This is a genomic window from Saccharopolyspora erythraea (genome assembly GCF_018141105.1).
GTDB lineage: Bacteria > Actinomycetota > Actinomycetes > Mycobacteriales > Pseudonocardiaceae > Saccharopolyspora_D > Saccharopolyspora_D erythraea_A.
Map to the genome: position 1 here is coordinate 3,885,952 of NZ_CP054839.1, position 18,094 is coordinate 3,904,045.

The window sequence follows — 18,094 nt, forward strand, 5'->3', positions numbered from 1 at the left end:
TCTGCTGCGGGGATTTCTGGCCGGTTACTTGACGCCGCCGGCGGTGAGGCCCGCGACGATTCGGCGCTGGAAGAGGAGCACGGCGACCACCAGGGGGACGGTGACCACGACACCGGCGGCCATCTGGGTGCCGAAGGGCTGCTCGAAACCCTGCGCGCCGGTGAACTTGGAGATGGCGACGGTGACCGTCTGCATGTCCTGCTCGTTCACCACGGACAGCGCGATGATGAACTCGTTCCAGGACATGATGAAGGTGAGGATGGCGGTGGTGAACACGCCGGGAGCGGCCAGCGGCACGATGACCCTGCGGAACGCCTGCGCCGGTGTGCAGCCGTCGATCATGGCCGCCTGCTCGAGCTCCACCGGCATCTGCCGGAAGAACGTCGTCAGGTTCCACACCGCCAGCGGCAGCGCGAAGGACATGCTCGGCACGATCATCGACTGGTAGCTGTTGATCCAGTCCAGCTCGGTGAACAGCCCGAGCAGCGGGACCACCAGCGAGATCCCAGGGAACATGCTGCACGCGATGATCAGGGCCAGCACCAGCGCCTTTCCGCGGAACTGCAGCCGTGCCAGCGCGTAGGCCGCCGAGACCCCGACCACCAGCGTCAGCACCGTCGTGCACCCGGCCACGACGAGGCTGTTGAGCAGCGCGCGCCCGAAGCCGGTACCGGGCTCGAAGACCGCGAGGAAGCTCTCGAACGACCAGACGCGCGGCACCGGGAAGTTGTCGAACTGGTCCGACGGCCGCCGGAACGCCGTCACCACCATCCAGTAGAACGGTGCGAGGCAGTAGAGCACGATGGCGGCGATGCCCGCGGTGGGCAGCCAGCGCTTCCACGCGGCACCCCGCGAGCGCCCGCGGCCGGACTGCGGGGTGCTCATGCGACCACCGCCTCGCGGGAGCGGACCCGCCGGGAGCGCAGCTGCGTGCGGGCTTCCCCGACGACGTCGGTGCCCAGCAGCTTCACGAGGGCGAAGGCCACCAGCGCCACGTAGAGGAACATGATCGTGGCGTAGGCCGCGGCCGCGCCGTAGCGGACGTTGGTCGCCTCCTGCCATGCGAGCATCGACAGCGTCTCCACCGACTGCTTCTGCTGTCCGACGAGGACGAAGGGCAGGTCGAACATGCGCAGCGCGTCCAGTACCCGGAACAGCACCGCGACCAGCAGAGCGGGTTTCACCAGCGGCAGCGTGATGTGCAGGAACCGGCGCCAGCCGCCTGCCCCGTCCACCACGGCGGCCTCGTAGACCTCGTTGGGGATCACCTGCAGTCCCGCCAGGGTCAGCAGCCCGACGAACGGGGCGGTCTTCCACACCTCGGCGATGATCACCGCGAGCTGCGCCTGCGGCCCGTCGGCGCTCCAGACGACCTGCTGGCCCAGCACCACGTTGGCTATCCCGTCCGGCGCGAAGATCCACCGCCAGAGCAGGCCGGACACCGCGGTCGGGATCGCCCAGGGAACCAGGATGCCGGCGCGGACCAGCGCCCGTCCCCGGAAGGCGCGGTGCATGACCAGCGCCATCGCCATCCCCAGGACGACTTCCAGCACGACCGTCGTGGTGGTGAACATCGTCGTGTTCCACACCGCGTTCCAGAACCTCGCCGCACCGTCACCGGCGATCGCGTCGAAGTAGTGGCCGAGCCCGTTGAACTTCTCGCCCTCGACGACGAAACCCTCGGCGTCGAGCTCGTCGTTCTCGGTGAAGAAGGACTGGCGCAGCGCGGAAAGCAGCGGGTAGAACACCACCAGGCCGAGGACCAGCAGCGTGGGCGAGAGCAGGATGCCCGCCAGCCGCGTCGTCCCGGCCGCGCGCGTGCGTTTGCGCCGTTCCCGCCCGTCCTGCCGCCGCACTCCGCCGGAGGGGCGGGTCGCGGTACCGGTCGTCATCGTCATGCCATCCCTCGCAGCCGGATCCGCTCCCGCCTCGTCGCGGCGGTTGCGGCCCATCACGTCGTGAGTCACAGCTCGATCAGTCCCTCGAGACGGCTCTGCAGGTCTGCCAGCGCCTGCTCGGAAGTCTTGGCACCCGTCAGCGCGTCGTAGACCTCGTCCTGGATCGCCTGGGTCACCTCGCCGTAGTCGACGACTCGGGGCCTCGGCTCCGCCCCGGCGATCGACTGCTTGAGCACCGGCAGGTACGCGTAGCGCTCCCGCAGTGCCGGATCGTCGTAGAGCGAGGCGATGGTGGGGGCCATGGCTCCCTGCTCCAGGTACTTGCGCTGCTGCTCCTCGCCGGCCCGGAACTTGATGAAGTCCAGCGCGGTGGCCTTGTTCCTGCCGTAGGAGGAGATCGCCACGTTGTGGCCGCCGAGGCTGGAGACGCCGGGCCCGGCGAGCCCGGGAAGGGCGGTGACGGCGAACTTCCCCGCGACCGCCGACGAGCCGTCGGTCTTGCTCAGCAGCGACCACTGGGAGGGCCACCAGCGACTGAACACCACCTGGCCTTCCTGGAAGGCGCGGCGTGACTCCGGTTCCTTGAAGGCGATCGACTGTTGCGGGATCATCCCGGAACGCAGCCCGCTCACCAGGAAGTCCAGCGCCTGCCTGGCTTGCGGGGTGTTCACGTCGGGCCTGCCGTCGTCGCCGACGATCTTGCCGCCCGCGCCGTGGACGACTTCGGCGAAGTTCGCCACGAGGCCCTCGTACTTCTCGAACTGCCCGGTGTAGCAGGACATCCCGGCGGCGCTCGGGAGCGCGAGGACGCGCCCGCACGCTTGCCGGAGCTCGGCCAGCGACGTGGGCGGCGCGACACCGGCCTCGTCGAGCAGGTCCTTGCGGTAGTAGAGCATCGCACCGTCCGAACTGGCCGGAACGCTGAACAGCCGGCCGCGGTAGAGCGCGGTCTCGACCGGCGGCCCCAGGTACTTCGAGGTGTCGAACTGCTCCTCCGGCAGCTCGGTGATCCAGCGGTTGGCAGCGAACTCCGAGACCCAGACGCTGTCGAGGTCGAGCACGGTGAACGCCTCCGACCGGGTCTGGGCGTTCTGGATCATCTGCTGGCGCTGCTCGTCACCGGAGGCGGGCAGCTCGATCAGCCGCACCGGTTCGCTCGGGTGCGTGCGGTTCCACTCGGCGACCAGCCTGGGGTTGACGCCGTAGTCGTCCTTGCCGGTGACGAAGGTGATGGGGCCGCGACCCTCGAGCGGCTCGGTGGCCGCGTGCTCGCGGTCCCCGGCACCGCAGGCGGCGTTGGGGAGGACGAGCGCGCTGATCATGATCGATACAGAGGTCGCGCGTCTGAACTTCACGTCGATCTCCCTTGATGCGACGGTCGCCGAAGGCGGGAGCGCGGCCACCGCGCCGGGCGGCGAGGCGGTCTCGGAGGCCGCGAGGTTCGCGGGCCGCGGTCGGTTGCTCCCGTGGTGCGGTCGCGGGACGGGGAGCGGATCGCGCTCCGCCGGCTCGTCTGCGAACCGCACCAGTTTTTTCGGATATGAATTAAGTGGGTGGAAACCTAGATGGTGACGGTGGCCACGTCAAGGGGCGTGCGTCGGCGGTGACACGTGGTTTCGCTGGAAGCGACGTTGCGGCAAGGGAAGGTCCGCCGCGCGGGTGTGCCCTGGCGTTGACCGCCGCGGGGCGGCGGCTTAGCATTGTCTTTCTTTGTTCTTGTCGAAAGGGGTGCCGGGTGGCCTCGCAGTCGGCCGACCTCCACCGCGCCGCGATCCTCGCCCTGGCGGGTACCGCCGGATCGCTGAGCCGTACCGAGATCGCACGGCGGCTGGACCTGAGCCCGGCGTCGGTCACCCAGCTCACCAAGGACCTGATCGAGCGCGGACTGCTCGCGGAGCTGGCCGCCGCCCCCTCGCGTGGCGGTCGTCCGGCTCAGCTCCTGGGGCTGGCGGGCGCCGCCAGGCACGCCATCGGTGTCAAGGTGACGCCGGATCACCTGGCGATCGCGGACGTGCGGCTGGACGGCACCGTGCGGCGGGTCGCGACCGCGGACTTCGACCCGGGCTCGGCCGACGCCCTCGGAGCGCTCGCCGACGCGATCCTGTCCTTCGCCGGTGAGTGCGAGGGCGGCGCCGGCTCGCTGCTCGGCGTCGGTCTCGGCGTGCCCGGGGGAGTCAGCGACCGCTGGGAGGGCGTGGTCAACGCCGACATCCTGGGGTGGAACGGGCTGCCGCTCGGTCGGCGCCTGCGCTCGATGCTGGGTCTGCCGGTGCTGGTCGACAACGATGTCAACGCGCTCGCCGTCGCCGAGTGCCTGTACGGGCGCGGCAGGACGCGGCAGAACCTCGTGATCATCACCATCGGTGTCGGCATCGGCGCCGCGATCGTCTCCGGTGGCTCGGTCTACCGCGGTGCGCACGGCGACGCCGGGGAACTCGGCCACACCCCGTTCGAGCTGGACGGTCCCCGTTGCGTGTGCGGCAACAACGGCTGCCTGGAAGCGGTCATCGGAGACCGCGCGCTGGTCGCCCGAGCGCGGCGCGACGGGATCCTCTCGGCAGACCAGGGCATCGCGGCTCTGCATGACGCCGCTGCCGCCGGTGACGCGGGTGCATCGGCCATCCTGCGGGAGGCGGGGCGCAAGCTCGGCCGCTCGGTCGCGTCCCTGCTCAACGTGATCGACCCGGAGAGCGTGGTCGTCTACGGCGAGGGCATCGCGGGCTGGCGGTACTGGGAACCCGGTTTCGAGCCGGCGCTGCGGGCCCACCTGCCCAGGTCGCGCAACGACGTTCCGGTCGAGGTGGATCGCTGGGACGACCGCAACTGGACGCAGGGGGCCGCCGCGCTGGTCATGTCCGTGCCGCTCGACAGCGCCGAGGCGGGCGGGGACCCGGGGCGTGCCGTCCGCGCCAGGCTGGTGGACGCGCGCGGCGAAGGGGCCGTCGCAAGCCGGTGACGAACGGGAGCGGCACGTAGCCGACGAGCGCGGGCTTCTCCCGAAAACGGCGGACACCTTGTTGGGATGAAACCTACGAGCCCGCTCCCGTCGATCCACTCCGGAACCGGCACGGTCGTCGGCGGCGACGAACAGCATTGCAGAGCAAAGGTTTTCCCTCCTGCCTGAACAGGACGGATGTCGTCGGAGCACAACCGGATCAGCCCACATGGTGCTCGCGCAACGATGACGTCGTATGGCGGACGCCTCACTGTGGTCCCCGGCACTCGGCCGGTCGAGCGCAGCGCCGGCCGGGGAGGTTTGCGGAAGGGAGTCCGTTTTCAATGTCGGAGCCAGTGGGCGAGGAGTACCGGAAGGATCTGAGTACCCGGCACATCAACATGATCGCGATCGGTGGTGCGATCGGTGTCGGGTTGTTCCTCGGTTCGGGCAAGGCGCTCAACCAGGTCGGGCCCGGTCTGATCCTCATCTACGCCGTCGCGGGCCTGATGATCTTCTTCGTGATGCGGGCGCTGGGCGAGCTGCTGATGTACCGGCCGGTGTCCGGCTCGTTCGCCGAGTACGCCGGGGAGTTCGTCGGACCGTGGGCGCGGTTCGCCACCGGCTGGGGCTACTGGCTGGTGTGGATCGTGACCGGCATGGCCGAGATCACCGCGGTGGGCGAGTACTTCCAGTTCTGGTTCCCCCAGGTCCCGCAGTGGATTCCCGCGCTGGGCGCGCTGATCGTGCTCTCGGGGGTCAATTTGATCGCGGTCAAGCTCTTCGGCGAGTTCGAGTTCTGGTTCGCCCTGGTCAAGGTCGTGGCCATCGTCGGACTGATCGTGCTGGCCGCGGCCATCCTGGTCTTCGGGTTCTCCGACGTCGGCGACACCGCGGCGGTGTCGAACCTGTGGGCCCACGGCGGGATGTTCCCCAACGGCTCGACCCAGGCACTGCTGTCGTTCCAGATCGTGATGTTCGCCTTCATCGGCGTGGAGATGGTCGGCCAGACCGCCAGCGAAAGCGCGAACCCGAAGAAGGTGCTGCCCCGCGCGGTCAACTCCATCATGTTGCGCATCCTGATCTTCTACGTCGGCGCGCTGGCCGCGCTGTGCGCGCTGGTGCCATGGAACCAGTTCCCCGCCGACGGCAGCCCGTTCGTGCACGCCTTCACCCTGATCGGCATCCCCGCCGCGGCCGGCGTGGTCAACTTCGTGGTCACCACCGCCGCGCTGTCCTCGTGCAACTCCGGCATCTACTCGACCGGACGGATGCTGCGCACCCTGTCCCAGGACGGCCAGGCCCCGCGAGCGGTCTCCAAGCTCAGCTCCCGGGCCGTGCCCGCACGAGCGATCGCGGTCACCTTCGTGGCCATGCTCATCGGGGTCGTGCTCAACTACTTCGTGCCCGAGCAGGCCTTCACCTACATCACCAGCGCCTCCACCGTGGGAGCGATCTTCACCTGGGGCATGATCCTCATCGCCCACCTCGGCTACCGCCGCAAGGTCTCCACCGGCACCCTGCCCGCGGGCACCTTCCGCATGCCCCTGGCCCCCTACTCCAACTACGTCGTCCTGGCCTTCCTCGCCCTGGTCGTCGTCCTGCTCGCCTTCGACGCCGAAACCCGCATCGCCCTCTACATCACCCCGGTCCTCGCGCTGGCCGCGTTCGTCGGCTACCTCGCCGCTCGCCGCGGGCGTCCGGCGGCGGATCCGGCCCCGGCCGTCGAACGGTCGTCGCGATGAGTCGCGAGGTTTGATCGTGCGGGAAGAGCGGGCGGATCGCCGGCCGTCGGCCGCGGAGGTCCATGATGGACGGACCTGCGTTCCGTCCGCTCTTTCCCGTCGTAGCGCAGAGCCGCCGGTGCAACCGCGATCCGGACAGGAGAGCGGTGTCGAGCGGCTCGTCGCCCGAGCAATCGAGGTGGTCGCGGAGCACTCCCGCCGTGACCATCCACTCGACGACGAGACCGATCCGGAACCACGTGATCGCTGAGGGCCCCACCCGGAGGCCACCTGCTGCGCCGATCACGTGCTGGGGTGGTGCCACCGCACGCCCAAGCGGTCGCCGATGCCGGGGCGTGTCCCCGACGGAACCAGGACCAGCCTGCTCTCGCCGATCGTGTTCGGGGTGGCGCCGACACCCGCCATGCGCAACCGCACGAGTGCACGCAGACGGGCGCCGCACCGGGCGTAGAAACGCAGCTGCGTGCGGCGGCCGAACAACCGCCAGCCCAGCCGGAGGAGCGGCCCGACGTCCGGTGAGACCCGCGAGAAGCCCCTGATGACGAACCACACCACGCCCGTCCGCAGGTCCTTGACCACCTCGTAGCTCAACCTGCCGCGTTCCAGGTGGCCTTCGAGCGTCTCGTACGACCAGCCCCACACGCGTTGCGAGTCCCCGCGGACCTCGTCGGTCACGGCGGTGACCCGGACGCCCATGTGGAACCGCGCCCCGTGGAAGCGGCCCTCGAGCAGCATGTCGCGGCCGAGCAGGGGCGAGCGGCGGTCGTAGACGGCGCGGACGATCTCCGGAGGGGAGAACTCGTAGTCCCGGATGAGCTCGCGGGCGCTCTCCCAGGCGCCGCCGGGGGCGGGAGGGCCCGGGCGTTCGAGGGCGATGTGGTGGCGGCGCGTGTCGAAGTGCCAGGCCGGCGCGGACACCTCGGCGGCGCTGAAGTTGACCCGGCGGTGCCGCAGTCCCCGCAACGACGCGGCGTAGTCGACCCCGCCCAGCAGCCGGGCGCGCATCAGGCCCTCATTCGAGCTCGCGCAGCGAGTCACCGATCAGCCACAGGGTCGGGGGCCACAACCCGGTGAACAGCGCGCGGCGCTCGGCGTTGCCGCGCATGGTCTGGTCGACGGTCTTGGCGCGGATCCACAGGCCCAGGCAGAGCACGACCGACCCCAGCGAGAGGGCGTGGAAGTGGGCGCTGCGGAGCCCGACGCGGTGCATCACCCGAACGAGCATGGGGCCTCCCTGTGTCGTCCAGCGCGTCCCGGGGCATGCCACGAGCATCCCCGTTCCGGGGGTCCCGCGCGAAAGGAACGCCGACGTGGCCTACGAGACTCCCGCGACGCGCCGACCGCTCGTGGTGGCGCAGTGGCTCTTCGGCATGGCGCTGGTGTCGTGGCGCTACCTCTGGCAGATCACGCCGCTGCACCGGTCCGAGGAGGCGGGCGACGCGTCGGACCTGCCGCCCGCGCCGCCCGCCGAGCTGCTCGACGAGAACTGCCAGCTGCTCGCCGACGGCACGGGACCGCTGTACCACCGGACCTTCGGCGTGCGGATCGTGGACAACGAGCTGGACGCGGCCGAGCTCATGGGCGCGGTGATGGCCGACATGAACCAGGCGCTTCCGCGCGAGGTCGCGAGGGTGCACCGGACCCGCGGCGGAGGTGAGGCGCTGGGGCTCGGTGACGAGCTCGTGGTCCGCATGCCGGGCCCGTTCAACGCGCCGGTCCGGGTGGTCGGCTGCCTGCCGACCTCGTTCCACCTGCTGACGCTGCGAGGACACCTGGAGGCCGGGCAGATCGAGTTCCGCGCCCGGCCGGAAGGCGACGGGCTGCGCTTCGAGATCGAAGCCTGGGCGCGGCCGGGCAGCACGCTCGTCCACCTGCTCTACTCCCGGGCGCGGCTGGCCAAGGAGATGCAGCTCAACATGTGGGTGCGGTTCTGCCTGCACGCCGCGTCGCTCGCCCGGGGCCGCGCGCACGACGGGGTCCGCATCCGCACCCGCACCCGCGCCGTCACCTCGGAAGTCGAGCCGCGTCCGCGGCGGAATCCCGCGACTCAGCGTCCGGGTGAGCGTTCCCGCCGCTGGGCGGCCTCCCGGGCGGCGCGTGCGCGCGCCCGGTGCTTCGCGACGTTGAGGCGGTTGCCGCAGATCTCCGGTTCGCAGTAGCGGCGGCGGCCGCCACGGCTGGTGTCGACGAAGACGCCGTTGCAGGTGGGGCTGCCGCAACCGCGGAAGCGGTCGTGGCCGAGCACGCGCAGCGTCGAGAGCAGGCCGACGCCGGTGACCAGCGCGACCTCCTCGGCGGCTCGTGCGTCCGGTCGTGAGCCGACGCTCCACTGCCAGCGCCCGTCGGCGTCCTGGCGCAGCCCCGGTCCGTGAGCGACGTCGCGCAGGAGGGACTCGACCAGGCCGGTCGTCGTGGCGGCGTCGGGTGCCTCGATGGCCTCGCGAAGGACGCCGCGCACCTCGTGGACCTCCGCGATGTCCTCTGTGGTGGGCGTCCGGCCGTCGGCCAGCGCGTCCGGGTGGATGCCGTGCCCGGCGAGGAAGCGCCCCAGCGAGTCCGGGTCGGCGAGCAGGTCGCCGGTGCTCACAGCCACCTCCGGTGCTGTGTTGACCAGCGCGGTCGCGATACCCGAGGCCCAGACGTAATCGTCTAAAAGTACTTGCACCTCTTACCTCCACCGGACTACGGTAACCGATATAACGAACTATACCCCTTTCGATGCTGCGGGTGTTTCTCATGAGCACGTTCCTGCCGGGCCGACCCGTGTCCGCGAGCGATCCGGACGCACGTGCCGTCCCTGGAGCGCATCCGCTGGTCGTGCTGGCCGGTCTGCTCCTGCTGGCGGTCAACCTCCGGTCGCCGCTGGCGGGCTATCCGCCGCTGCTGGCGATGGCGGGCAGGGATCTCGCGGCCCCGGCGGGGGTGACCGGTCTCGTGCAGTCCTCGGTGGTGCTGATGATGGCGGCCGGATCCTTCGCGGGCTCGGCGGTCGGGGCGCGCCTCGGCCGCGAGCGGGCGCTCGGTGCCGCGGTGGCCCTGGTCGCGGCGGGCGGCCTCGTCAGGGGCGTGCCCTCGCTGGCCTCGCTGATCGCGGGCGGCGTCCTGGTCGGACTCGGCCTCGGGGTGGCCGGTGTGCTGCTGGCCGGTGTGGTCAAGGACCGGTTGCCGGGCAGGGTCGGCGCGGTGACGGGCGGCTACGTGGTGGCCATGATGCTGGGCTCCACAGTGGCCAGTGCCGCCGCGGTGCCGGTCGCGAGGGTCCTCGGCGGCTGGTCGTTCTCCCTGGCCGCCTGGGCCGTGCCCGCGCTGCTCGCCGTCGTGGTTTGGACGGTGCTCACCCGCCGGATGACGCGCTCGCGCACCGCGCGAACCCCGGGTTCTCCATCCTCCTGCGGGGGGTTGCGTCGCTGGGCGGCCTGCTACCAGGGCGGCACGTCGTTGCTCGTCTACGGCTGGTCGACCTGGCTGCCCGCCTACTACGCCTCCCACGGCATCGGCGCGCAGCACGCCGGACTCCTGCTCGCGGTGTGGAGCCTGGCCCACATCCCGGCCGGGCTGCTCGTCCCCGCGCTGGCCGAGCGCCGCAGGCGGTGGCGGTTCTGGTCGACGCTGACGCTGGCCTGCGCGGTGACCGGAACCCTCGGTGCGCTGCTCCTGCCGGTCCCGCCGGTGGTCGGCCCGTGGCCGTGGGTGGTGCTGCTCGGCGTGGCCGGAGGCGCGGGTTTCCCGCTCGGGCTCGCCGTCATCGCCTGGCGGACTCCGGACGCCGGGACGAGCGCGGCAGTCAGCGGATTCGCCCTCGGCGCCGGCTACCTCGCCGCCGGTCTCGGTCCGCTGCTCATGGGGCTGCTGATCGACGCGACGGGCGGCTACCCCGCAGGCATCGCGCTCATGCTCCTCGCCGCCGCGGGCCAAGGGCTGGCGATCGCCCGGATCGGGGATGCCCGCGGTCCGGTGCGAGGGCGGGAAGCACCGGCATCTTCGGCTGGACTCGGCGTGCGTGCAGCGGGCAGGTAGGCCAGGGTGGCCGTGAGGGTCCGATGTGGACACAAAAGCGGCTCGACGCCGGTCGTGCCGACGTCGAGCCGCTTTCGTGGATGCCGCGGGGGCAGTCGGTCAGGCCGGGACCAGGGCGGGCTCGGTCCTGGGCTCGACCACCGGGATGTCGCGCGCGGGGACCTCCCGGGCGGCGGTCCGGCGCCGCGTGCTGCGCTCCAGGCCGCCGGAGACGACGGCCAGCGCGAGACCGAGCACCGACAGCATCGCCCCGACCAGGTTCGGGGCCAGCAGGCCGAGTCCGTGGGCGATCACCAGCCCGCCCGCGTAGGCGCCGATCGAGTTGGCGATGTTGAACGCCGACTGCACGGCGGCCGACACCAGCACCGGCGAACCGCCGGCCTTGGACATGACCATGGTCTGCATGATCGGCGCGACCATGAAGCCGCCCACACCGATCAGGAAGACCGTCACCGCGGCGGCCACCTTGTCCGACGAGGTGATCGCGAAGGTGCCGAGCACCGCGGTGATGCCGATGAGCGCGCCGTAGAGACCAGGCATCAGAGCCTTGTCGGCGATGCGGCCGCCCAGGTAGTTGCCCAGCGTCATGCCCAGCCCGGCCAGCACCAGCAGCAGCGTCACGCCGGTCGGGGAGTAGCCGGAGACGTCGGTGAGGATCGGGGTCAGGTAGCTCAGGCAGGCGAAGGTCCCGCCGAGGCCGAAGGTGACAATCGCCAGCGCGAGCCAGATCTGCGGGTTGCGGAAGGCGGCGAGCTGGCCGCGCACCGAGGCCTGCTGGGGGTCGGGACGCCCCTGGTCGGGGACGAGCCGGGCGATGGCGGCGACGGCGACCAGGCCGACCGCGGCGACCACGACGAAGGTGGCCCGCCAGCCGAACTGCTGGCCGAGCAGCGTGCCCAGCGGGACGCCGACGACGTTGGCCAGCGTGAGGCCCATGAACATCATCGAGACCGCCTTGGCGCGGTTGCCCTCGCCGGCGAGGCTGGTGGCCACCACCGCGCCGATGCCGAAGAAGGCGCCGTGCGGCAGGCCGACGAGGAAGCGGAACGCCATGCCGATCTCGGCGCTGGGGGACAGCGCGAAGAGCAGGTTCCCGACGGTGAACAGGCTCATCGTCGAGACGAGCATGGCCTTGCGGGGCAGCCGGGCACCGAGGACGGCCAGAGTCGGCGCACCGATCACCACACCGAGCGCGTAGCCGGTGATCAGGTGGCCCGCGGTGGGGATGGAAACGCCGAGATCGGCGGCCGCCTGCGGCAGCACGCCCATCATGACGAACTCCGTCGTACCGATGCCGAATGCGCCGAGGGCAAGCGCGAGCAGCGCGAAGGGCACAGTTCTCCTCTCGAGAAGCAGAGTCGGGGTGGCGACGTCGGGGTCGTGGTCGCCGCTGTCGAGACGGGGGTGGAGCTTCCCTCGCGCCGGAGGGTCACTCAGCGGAACTGAATCGATCCAGTGCCGACTGTGAAATTGGACAGACGATTTCGGTTCGCGCCCTCATCGGCTGTCCTGTATCCAGTTTCAGGACTCGGCCCGGGCGTGTCCAGCTCAGACGACGTGAGTCCGACCACGGCGAGTAGGCGGGAGGTTTCGCTCGTCACTCATCCGGGTGAGCGTCCACTGTGGTCGACGGTGTGCTGTGCGGGGGGCGGCGGAGGGGGGTGCCAGCGCGCGTCGGACCCGTGTAGGCGGACATGGTCAAGAGGCCGGTCTCCAGGTGTGCCGCCCTGCTGGGTGCTGCCTCGCTGGAGGTGGACCGCCTGGTCGTGAGCTGTCCGGCGTGCAGGCCCAGAGGGCGGGGTTCCGGAAATCAGCGGGTCTGCGCCGGGGCGTCCGCGGTGGCGGCGAGCCGGGCTTCGAGGCCGTTGAGGATCGTCTGCACCCCGAACTCGAAGCTCTCCGCCTTCAGCTCCTCCTGGTCGCCCTCGCCGAGTTCGGCGATGCGGGCCTGAAGGCGCGGGTACTGCGCCGCGATCCCGTTGGCCCAGGAGGAGAACTCCTCCAGGCGCTCCTGCTCGTCGCCGCCCTCCCGGCGGATCTGCGCCTTCATCGCGGCCTCGGTCGAGTCGTTGAGCGCGGTCCCCAGTACGAACGTGAACAGGGCGTTCATCGCCCAGTCCAGGTCGGTGCCCGCGAAGCCGGCCTCCTCGAGCACGGCGTAGCAGTGGTCCTGGTAGCGGGCGAGTCCCGGGCCGTAGAGGAAGTGGGCGCCGATGGCCGGGACCAGCCACGGGTGGCGGGCGAGCATCGCGTAGGTGCCGTGGGCGAGCGCGCCGGCCGCGGCGCGCCAGCCGGACTCCTCGGGGGCGGGCAGGTCGACCTCGGCCCACACCTGGTCGCCGGCCAGGCCGAGCAGGTTGTCCTTGTTGCCCACGTGCCAGTACACCGCGGTGGCGGCCGAGCCGAGCCGCTGGCCGAGGCGCCGCATGCTGAGGCCCTCGACGCCTTCGGCGTCGAGCAGCTCGATGGCGGCCCGGACGATCTGGTCGCGGGTCAGCGTCTCGCGCGGCATGGCGTCAGGATAGCCGACCTCTTGCACAGCGTTCAGGAACCCACTTGCACGGTGTTCAAGTCTTCTTTTACAGTGTTCAAGCGACGGACTTGAACACTGTAAAAGTGAGGTCATCATGAGTGCTCCGGCAAGTGATCGCCCGGCCGCGGCGCCGGAACCCGGCGACCGGCCCGGCTCGGGGCCGGCGCGTGCGCCCAGGGCGTGGCTGGCGATGCTGGCCCTGGGGCTCGGGGCGATGGTGGTGCAGCTCGACGGCTCGATCGTGGCCATCGCCAACCCGGTGATCGCCGCCGACCTCGGCGCCGGGCTGGAGGGCATCTCCTGGGTCACCACCGCCTACCTGCTGGTGGTGGCCGGCCTGCTGATCCCGGCAGGCGCGCTCGCCGACCGGATCGGGCACAAGAAGGCGTTGCTCACCGGCATCGGGGGCTTCTCGCTGGCCTCCCTGCTGTGCGGGCTGTCCGGGTCGATCGAGATGCTGATCGCCGCGCGGGTGCTGCAGGGCGTCTTCGCCGCGGTCATCGCGCCCGCCGGGCTGGCGGTGCTGCGCGCGGCGTTCCCGCCGGAGAAGCTGTCCATGGCCTTCGGGATCTTCGGCTCGATCTCGGCGGTGTCGACGGCGGGCGGGCCGATCCTGGGCGGCGTGCTCGTGCAGTACGCGAGCTGGCCGTGGGCCTTCTACGTCAACCTGCCCGTCGGCGTCCTCGCCGTGGTCGTCGGCTCCCTGGTCATCAGCGAGACCGCCGAGCGCGGTTCGCGGCGGCTCGACCTCTGGGGGGCGCTCGTCCTGACCCTGGCGATGCTCAGCGTCGTCTGGGCGGTCAACGGGGTGCCCGCCCACGGCTGGGCGTCGGTGAACACCCTCGGCTTCCTCGGCGCGGGCATCGTGCTGCTGGGTGTCTTCGTCGCAGTGGAGCGCCGGGTGCGCAACTCGATGGTGCCGCTGGGGCTGTTCGCGAACCGTACTTTCTCGCTGGGCGCGGTGCTCATGGTCGTCATCATGTTCGCCTTCTTCGCGATCCTGTTCTACCTGACCTTCTACCTGCAGGGAGTCCGCGGGAACGGCCCGATCGCCACGGCCGTCGCGATGCTGCCGCTGACCGTGGTGTTCGCCGTCTCCTCACCGATGGCCGGCTGGCTCACCGGGAGGTTCGGCATGCGCGCCACGATGGTCCTCGGATCGGTGTGCACGGCGGTGTCGCTGCTGTTGCTGCTGCGCGTGGACGTCGGCTCGTCGACGCTCACCCTGGTGCCCTCGCTGGTGCTGGCCGGGTTCGGCGTGGGATTCCTGATGATGCCCGCCATCCAGGCGGTCGTGGCCGGCGTGCCGGTGGGCAGGTCCGGTGCCGCCTCGGGCATCCAGCAGTCGGCGGGCCAGCTCGGCAGCACGCTCGGCGTCGCCGTCCTCGGCAGCGTCCTCGCCTCGGTGGTCACCTCGGGGTTCGGTGTCGCGGTGCGGGCCGCCTCCGGCGGCGACGCGGCCGTGCAGCGGATCATCACCGACCCGCAGACGCAGCAGGCCGTCTCGCTCGGCTTCGCGCCCGCCGCCCAGCAGGGACTGGCGCAGCAGTTGCAGCACGCGGGGATGCCCGCTGAGCAGGTGGGCGAGCTCGTGCGGACCGTGACCGCGGCGGCGCACCACACGTTCGTCGACGGGTTGCACGTCGTGTTCGTCATCGCCGCGGCGGTCGCCGTCGTCGCCGGCCTGATCGCCCTCTTCATCCGCCGCCCGGAACCGCAGCCGGACAACGGCGAGACGCCGGCGCGGGTCTGACCGCGGCCGGTTCCACCCACCACTGGAGGAGAAGATGCAGGAGCACGCGCCGCACAACGCGGACGACGTACTGGAGTCGCTGCCCAGGGACCGGCCCTCGGGTTGTCCCTTCGACCCGCCGGAGGTCCTGGCGGAGATCCGCGGGCAGCGTCCGCTCACCAGGCTGGTCTACGGCGACGGGCACGTGGGCTGGCTGGCGACTGGCCACGCGGTCGTCCGCGCGGTGCTGTCCGACCGGCGTTTCAGCTCCCGCTACGAGCTGATGCACTTTCCGGTCGCCATGCCGGGACTTCCCGCGCGGATACCGCCGGCTCAGGTCGGGGACATCACCGGGATCGACCCGCCGGAGCACACCCGGTACCGCAAGTTGCTGACGGGCAAGTTCACGGTGCGGCGGATGCGCATGCTCACCGAGCGGGTCGAGCAGATCACCGCGGAACGCCTGGATGTCATGCAGCGGCTCGGTCCGCCGGTGGACCTGGTCGAGACCTACGCGCAGCCGGTCCCGGCGTTGATGATCTGCGAGCTGCTCGGCGTCCCGTACGGCAGGCTCGAGGAGTTCCTGGGCCTGGTGGCGGCATCCGGGAACCGGGACCTCACGCCGGAGGAGCAGTTCGACTCCTTCGCCAAGATCCAGGAGTTCGTCCGGGAGCTGGTGCCGGCCAAGCGCGCGGAGCCGACCGACGACCTGCTCAGCGACCTGACCGCGACCGAGCTCACCGACGAGGAGCTCGCCGGCATCGGGGGGCTGCTGCTGGCCGCCGGCCTGGACACGACGGCGAACATGCTGGCGCTGGGCACCTTCGCCCTCCTGCGGAACCCGGAGCAGATCGCGGAGCTGCGCGAGGGCGACGCGGACCGAGCGGTCGAGGAGCTCATGCGGTACCTGAGCATCGCCCACACCGGCATGCGGGCCGCGCTGGAGGACGTGGAGATCGACGGCACGCTGATCAGGGCGGGGGAGACGGTCACGTTGTCGGTCCAGGCCGCCAACCGCGACCCCCGGAAGTTCGCCGACCCCGACGCGCTGGACCTGCGTCGGCACGCCGCCGGGCACCTGTCCTTCGGCCACGGCATCCACCAGTGCCTCGGTCAGCAGCTCGCCCGCGTCGAGATGCGGGTCGCTTTTCCCGCGCTGTTCAACCGGTTCCCTGGCCTGCGCCTGGCTGTCGCGCCCGAGGAGGTCCCGCTGCGCGGTGACATGAACATCTACGGCGTGCACAGCTTGCCGGTCACCTGGGACGGGGCGTGAGGATGCGCGTCGAGGTGGACCGCGAACGTTGTTGCGGGGCGGGGATGTGCGCTCTGACCGCACCCGAGGTGTTCGACCAGGACGGCGAGGACGGCAGGGTGCTCCTGCTGGACGCCGCGCCGCTCGCCGGTGAGCACGACGCGGTCCGGGAGGCCGCGCAACTGTGCCCCGCCGGGGCGATCACCGTGCTGGAGTGAGGATGACCGCGGTTGGCCGGAACCCCCAGTGCGCTCCGGCCAACCGCGTCAGCATCCGGCTCAGTAGATCGTGTGCCAGCCGCCGCACTCGTACTTGGCGCCGCCCTCGGTGAGGCACTCCTGGACCTCGAACTTCCTGGCGCTGCTCGCGAAGTTCCAGGTCGTGCTGTTGGTGACGCCCTTGCCGGAGGCGCTCAGGTTCTCCGACCGGGTGCCGCCGTCGGCGTAGGTGACGCGGACGTACACGCGGGCGCCGTGGCTGTCGCCCGCGGTGTCCTTGATGTTCACCCGGAGGATGAAGCGCTCCGCGTCGTCGATGGTGCCCCAGGCGTGGGCCCCGACGATGTCGGCCGGCGTGTTCTGGGCGTTCCAGTTGGTCGCCGCGTGCGCCGTGCCCGCCGAGACCGCGACCAGCATGGCGGCTCCCGCGGCGACCAGGCCCGCGGATCGTGCGGCGGTCTTCAGTCCTGCGCGATCGGACATCGAGCAACTCCTCGTGTTGGTGGAGAAAACCGGTGCGGGACCCGCACCGGGATGGATGGTGAGTCGCAGCGGTCGCGGCTCCCGCATCGCTGCGGCGCCCGCCGTCCTGCTGCCCCCGGAAGTCTTCTGAGGCGGCGGACCCGGCGGCAAGAGCGGCGGGACGTCCCGGACTGTCCGGATCTGTCCGGCCTGCTCGCAGCCCTGTCCGAGACCGCGCGACCGGACCGCCGGAGGTGTCCGGTACTGCTCGAATGGCCGATGTCGCCCCGTGGCGGGCGGACGAGGATGTCGGTCGTGGAACAGGAGATCTCCCCGCACCAGGCGCGCGACGCCGACGAGTTCATCGCGTTGCTGCGCCGGCTCAAGCAGCGCTCGGGCCTGACCTACCGCCAGTTGGAGGAGCGCGCCGCCGCGCGCGGCCAGGTCCTGGCGCGCAGCACGCTGGCCGACGTGCTCGGCGGCAAGCGGTTGCCGCGTCCGGAGCTGCTGGCGGTCTTCCTGCACGCGTGCGGACGCGGGGACGAGGTACCGGCCTGGCTCCGGGCCCGCGATGCGCTCGCCGACAGGGAGATCTCCCACGGTGCAGGGGAATCTCTCGCGAGCACGGAGCCGGACGCCGCCCGCGATGCAGCGCAACCCGCTGGAGACGAGCGCGCGCGGTCGTCATCGCGCAGGTACTCGCGCGCCTTGCTCCCGTTCGTGGCGGCCGTCGCCGTCATGGCCGCCGCCACTACCGCGGTATGGATGCTGCTGCCGTCGGACGGACCGGGCGAGAACACCGCGGTGACCGGAGCCGCGGTCGGCCGTCCCGCGGCAGGTGAACGGGTCCGGCTGCGTCCGGTCGCCGCCCCGCGGCTGTGCCTCACCGACGGCCAGGTCCGGGACGGCCGCTACTCGTCGCTGGTCGCGGTGCAGCGGCCGTGCGAGGAGATCGCGCCGCAGACGACCGTGCTGGAGCCGGTGGGCGGGGATCTGCGACGCATCCAGTGGCACCACCCGGGGTTCGGCACGGGCTGCCTCAAGGCGCTGACTGACGGGCCCGCCGCCGGCCTACTCGAACCGTGGGACGCCTGCGAGAAGGCGAGCTCGTTCCGCCTGCAGCCCACCGAGGTCTGGGGCCGGGGCGCGTTCGCGCTCCGCGTGCAGGGGCAAGGGTGCGTCGGGATCGCGGCTTCGGACACCGCCGAAGGAGCCGAGGCGGTGGTGGAGCCGTGCACGGGCGCGGAGAGCCAGGCGTTCCTCGTCGAACCCGCGCCCTGACGCCGGACGCGCGGCGTGGTC

At 71.3% G+C, this 18,094-nt stretch carries 17 protein-coding genes; 8 read left to right on the plus strand and 9 right to left on the minus strand.

Annotated elements, in window-relative coordinates:
* Window positions 1-24: 24 nt before the first annotated feature.
* The 3 genes from HUO13_RS17675 to HUO13_RS17685 all read right to left on the minus strand — a co-directional run bounded on the left by HUO13_RS17675 (window position 25) and on the right by HUO13_RS17685 (window position 3,253).
* A complete protein-coding gene (locus HUO13_RS17675) occupies window positions 25-885 on the minus strand; it encodes a carbohydrate ABC transporter permease (RefSeq protein WP_211902403.1) in 861 nt (286 codons plus the stop codon).
* Window positions 882-1,892, minus strand: a complete 1,011-nt coding sequence (locus tag HUO13_RS17680) for a carbohydrate ABC transporter permease (RefSeq protein WP_211902404.1) — start codon at window positions 1,890-1,892, stop codon at window positions 882-884. The genes HUO13_RS17675 and HUO13_RS17680 overlap by 4 nt, the downstream gene beginning before the upstream one ends.
* Window positions 1,893-1,963: 71 nt before the next feature.
* Window positions 1,964-3,253 carry an ABC transporter substrate-binding protein gene (locus tag HUO13_RS17685; RefSeq protein WP_211902405.1) on the minus strand — a complete coding sequence of 430 codons (1,290 nt, stop codon included), beginning with the start codon at window positions 3,251-3,253 and terminating at the stop codon, window positions 1,964-1,966.
* 380 nt (window positions 3,254-3,633) lie between these two features.
* Here HUO13_RS17685 and HUO13_RS17690 point away from each other — a divergent pair, with 380 nt between their 5' ends.
* Both HUO13_RS17690 and HUO13_RS17695 read left to right on the plus strand, forming a co-directional pair.
* Window positions 3,634-4,854 (plus strand): ROK family transcriptional regulator, encoded by a 1,221-nt coding sequence (locus tag HUO13_RS17690; protein WP_211902406.1) that lies wholly within the window; start codon window positions 3,634-3,636, stop codon window positions 4,852-4,854.
* A 323-nt stretch (window positions 4,855-5,177) separates the two neighbouring features.
* Window positions 5,178-6,578: an amino acid permease gene (locus tag HUO13_RS17695; protein ID WP_211902407.1), complete on the plus strand. Its 1,401-nt coding sequence runs from the start codon at window positions 5,178-5,180 to the stop codon at window positions 6,576-6,578.
* Window positions 6,579-6,860: 282 nt separating this feature from the next.
* On the opposite strand, the gene HUO13_RS17700 is transcribed toward HUO13_RS17695, so the two are convergent.
* Both HUO13_RS17700 and HUO13_RS17705 read right to left on the minus strand, forming a co-directional pair.
* On the minus strand, window positions 6,861-7,583 hold the full coding sequence (locus tag HUO13_RS17700; RefSeq protein ID WP_211902408.1) for a DUF1990 family protein: 723 nt from the start codon (window positions 7,581-7,583) through the stop codon (window positions 6,861-6,863).
* A gap of 7 nt (window positions 7,584-7,590) precedes the next feature.
* Window positions 7,591-7,803, minus strand: a complete 213-nt coding sequence (locus HUO13_RS17705) for a hypothetical protein (protein WP_211902409.1) — start codon at window positions 7,801-7,803, stop codon at window positions 7,591-7,593.
* An 85-nt stretch (window positions 7,804-7,888) separates the two neighbouring features.
* Here HUO13_RS17705 and HUO13_RS17710 point away from each other — a divergent pair, with 85 nt between their 5' ends.
* Complete coding sequence (locus HUO13_RS17710; protein WP_249124980.1) at window positions 7,889-8,737, plus strand: DUF1990 family protein; 849 nt, start codon at window positions 7,889-7,891, stop codon at window positions 8,735-8,737.
* On the opposite strand, the gene HUO13_RS17715 is transcribed toward HUO13_RS17710, so the two are convergent.
* On the minus strand, window positions 8,626-9,243 hold the full coding sequence (locus tag HUO13_RS17715) for a CGNR zinc finger domain-containing protein (protein ID WP_211902410.1): 618 nt from the start codon (window positions 9,241-9,243) through the stop codon (window positions 8,626-8,628). The two genes, HUO13_RS17710 and HUO13_RS17715, sit on opposite strands and share 112 nt — an antisense overlap.
* A 71-nt stretch (window positions 9,244-9,314) precedes the next feature.
* Between HUO13_RS17715 and HUO13_RS17720 the strand changes: the two genes are divergently transcribed.
* Window positions 9,315-10,595, plus strand: coding sequence for an MFS transporter (locus HUO13_RS17720; RefSeq protein ID WP_249124981.1), 1,281 nt, complete (start codon window positions 9,315-9,317; stop codon window positions 10,593-10,595).
* Window positions 10,596-10,694: 99 nt separating this feature from the next.
* Here the strand turns inward: HUO13_RS17720 and HUO13_RS17725 are convergent, their stop codons facing one another.
* Together HUO13_RS17725 and HUO13_RS17730 are read right to left on the minus strand one after the other, a co-directional pair.
* Window positions 10,695-11,930 (minus strand): MFS transporter, encoded by a 1,236-nt coding sequence (locus HUO13_RS17725; RefSeq protein WP_211902412.1) that lies wholly within the window; start codon window positions 11,928-11,930, stop codon window positions 10,695-10,697.
* A gap of 475 nt (window positions 11,931-12,405) precedes the next feature.
* On the minus strand, window positions 12,406-13,107 hold the full coding sequence (locus HUO13_RS17730; protein ID WP_211902413.1) for a TetR/AcrR family transcriptional regulator: 702 nt from the start codon (window positions 13,105-13,107) through the stop codon (window positions 12,406-12,408).
* Between the two features lie 115 nt (window positions 13,108-13,222).
* On the opposite strand from HUO13_RS17730, the gene HUO13_RS17735 reads away from it, so the two are divergent.
* Genes HUO13_RS17735 through HUO13_RS17745 form a run of 3 tightly spaced genes read left to right on the plus strand, consistent with a single transcriptional unit; the run spans window position 13,223 to window position 16,330 of the window.
* A complete protein-coding gene (locus tag HUO13_RS17735) occupies window positions 13,223-14,881 on the plus strand; it encodes an MFS transporter (RefSeq protein WP_249124982.1) in 1,659 nt (552 codons plus the stop codon).
* 34 nt (window positions 14,882-14,915) lie between these two features.
* Window positions 14,916-16,133, plus strand: coding sequence for a cytochrome P450 (locus HUO13_RS17740; protein WP_211902414.1), 1,218 nt, complete (start codon window positions 14,916-14,918; stop codon window positions 16,131-16,133).
* Window positions 16,134-16,135: 2 nt separating this feature from the next.
* A complete protein-coding gene (locus tag HUO13_RS17745) occupies window positions 16,136-16,330 on the plus strand; it encodes a ferredoxin (RefSeq protein ID WP_211902964.1) in 195 nt (64 codons plus the stop codon).
* Between the two features lie 60 nt (window positions 16,331-16,390).
* On the opposite strand, the gene HUO13_RS17750 is transcribed toward HUO13_RS17745, so the two are convergent.
* A complete protein-coding gene (locus tag HUO13_RS17750) occupies window positions 16,391-16,813 on the minus strand; it encodes a hypothetical protein (protein ID WP_211902415.1) in 423 nt (140 codons plus the stop codon).
* A gap of 294 nt (window positions 16,814-17,107) precedes the next feature.
* On the opposite strand from HUO13_RS17750, the gene HUO13_RS17755 reads away from it, so the two are divergent.
* Complete coding sequence (locus HUO13_RS17755; protein WP_211902416.1) at window positions 17,108-18,073, plus strand: RICIN domain-containing protein; 966 nt, start codon at window positions 17,108-17,110, stop codon at window positions 18,071-18,073.
* Window positions 18,074-18,094: the final 21 nt, after the last annotated feature.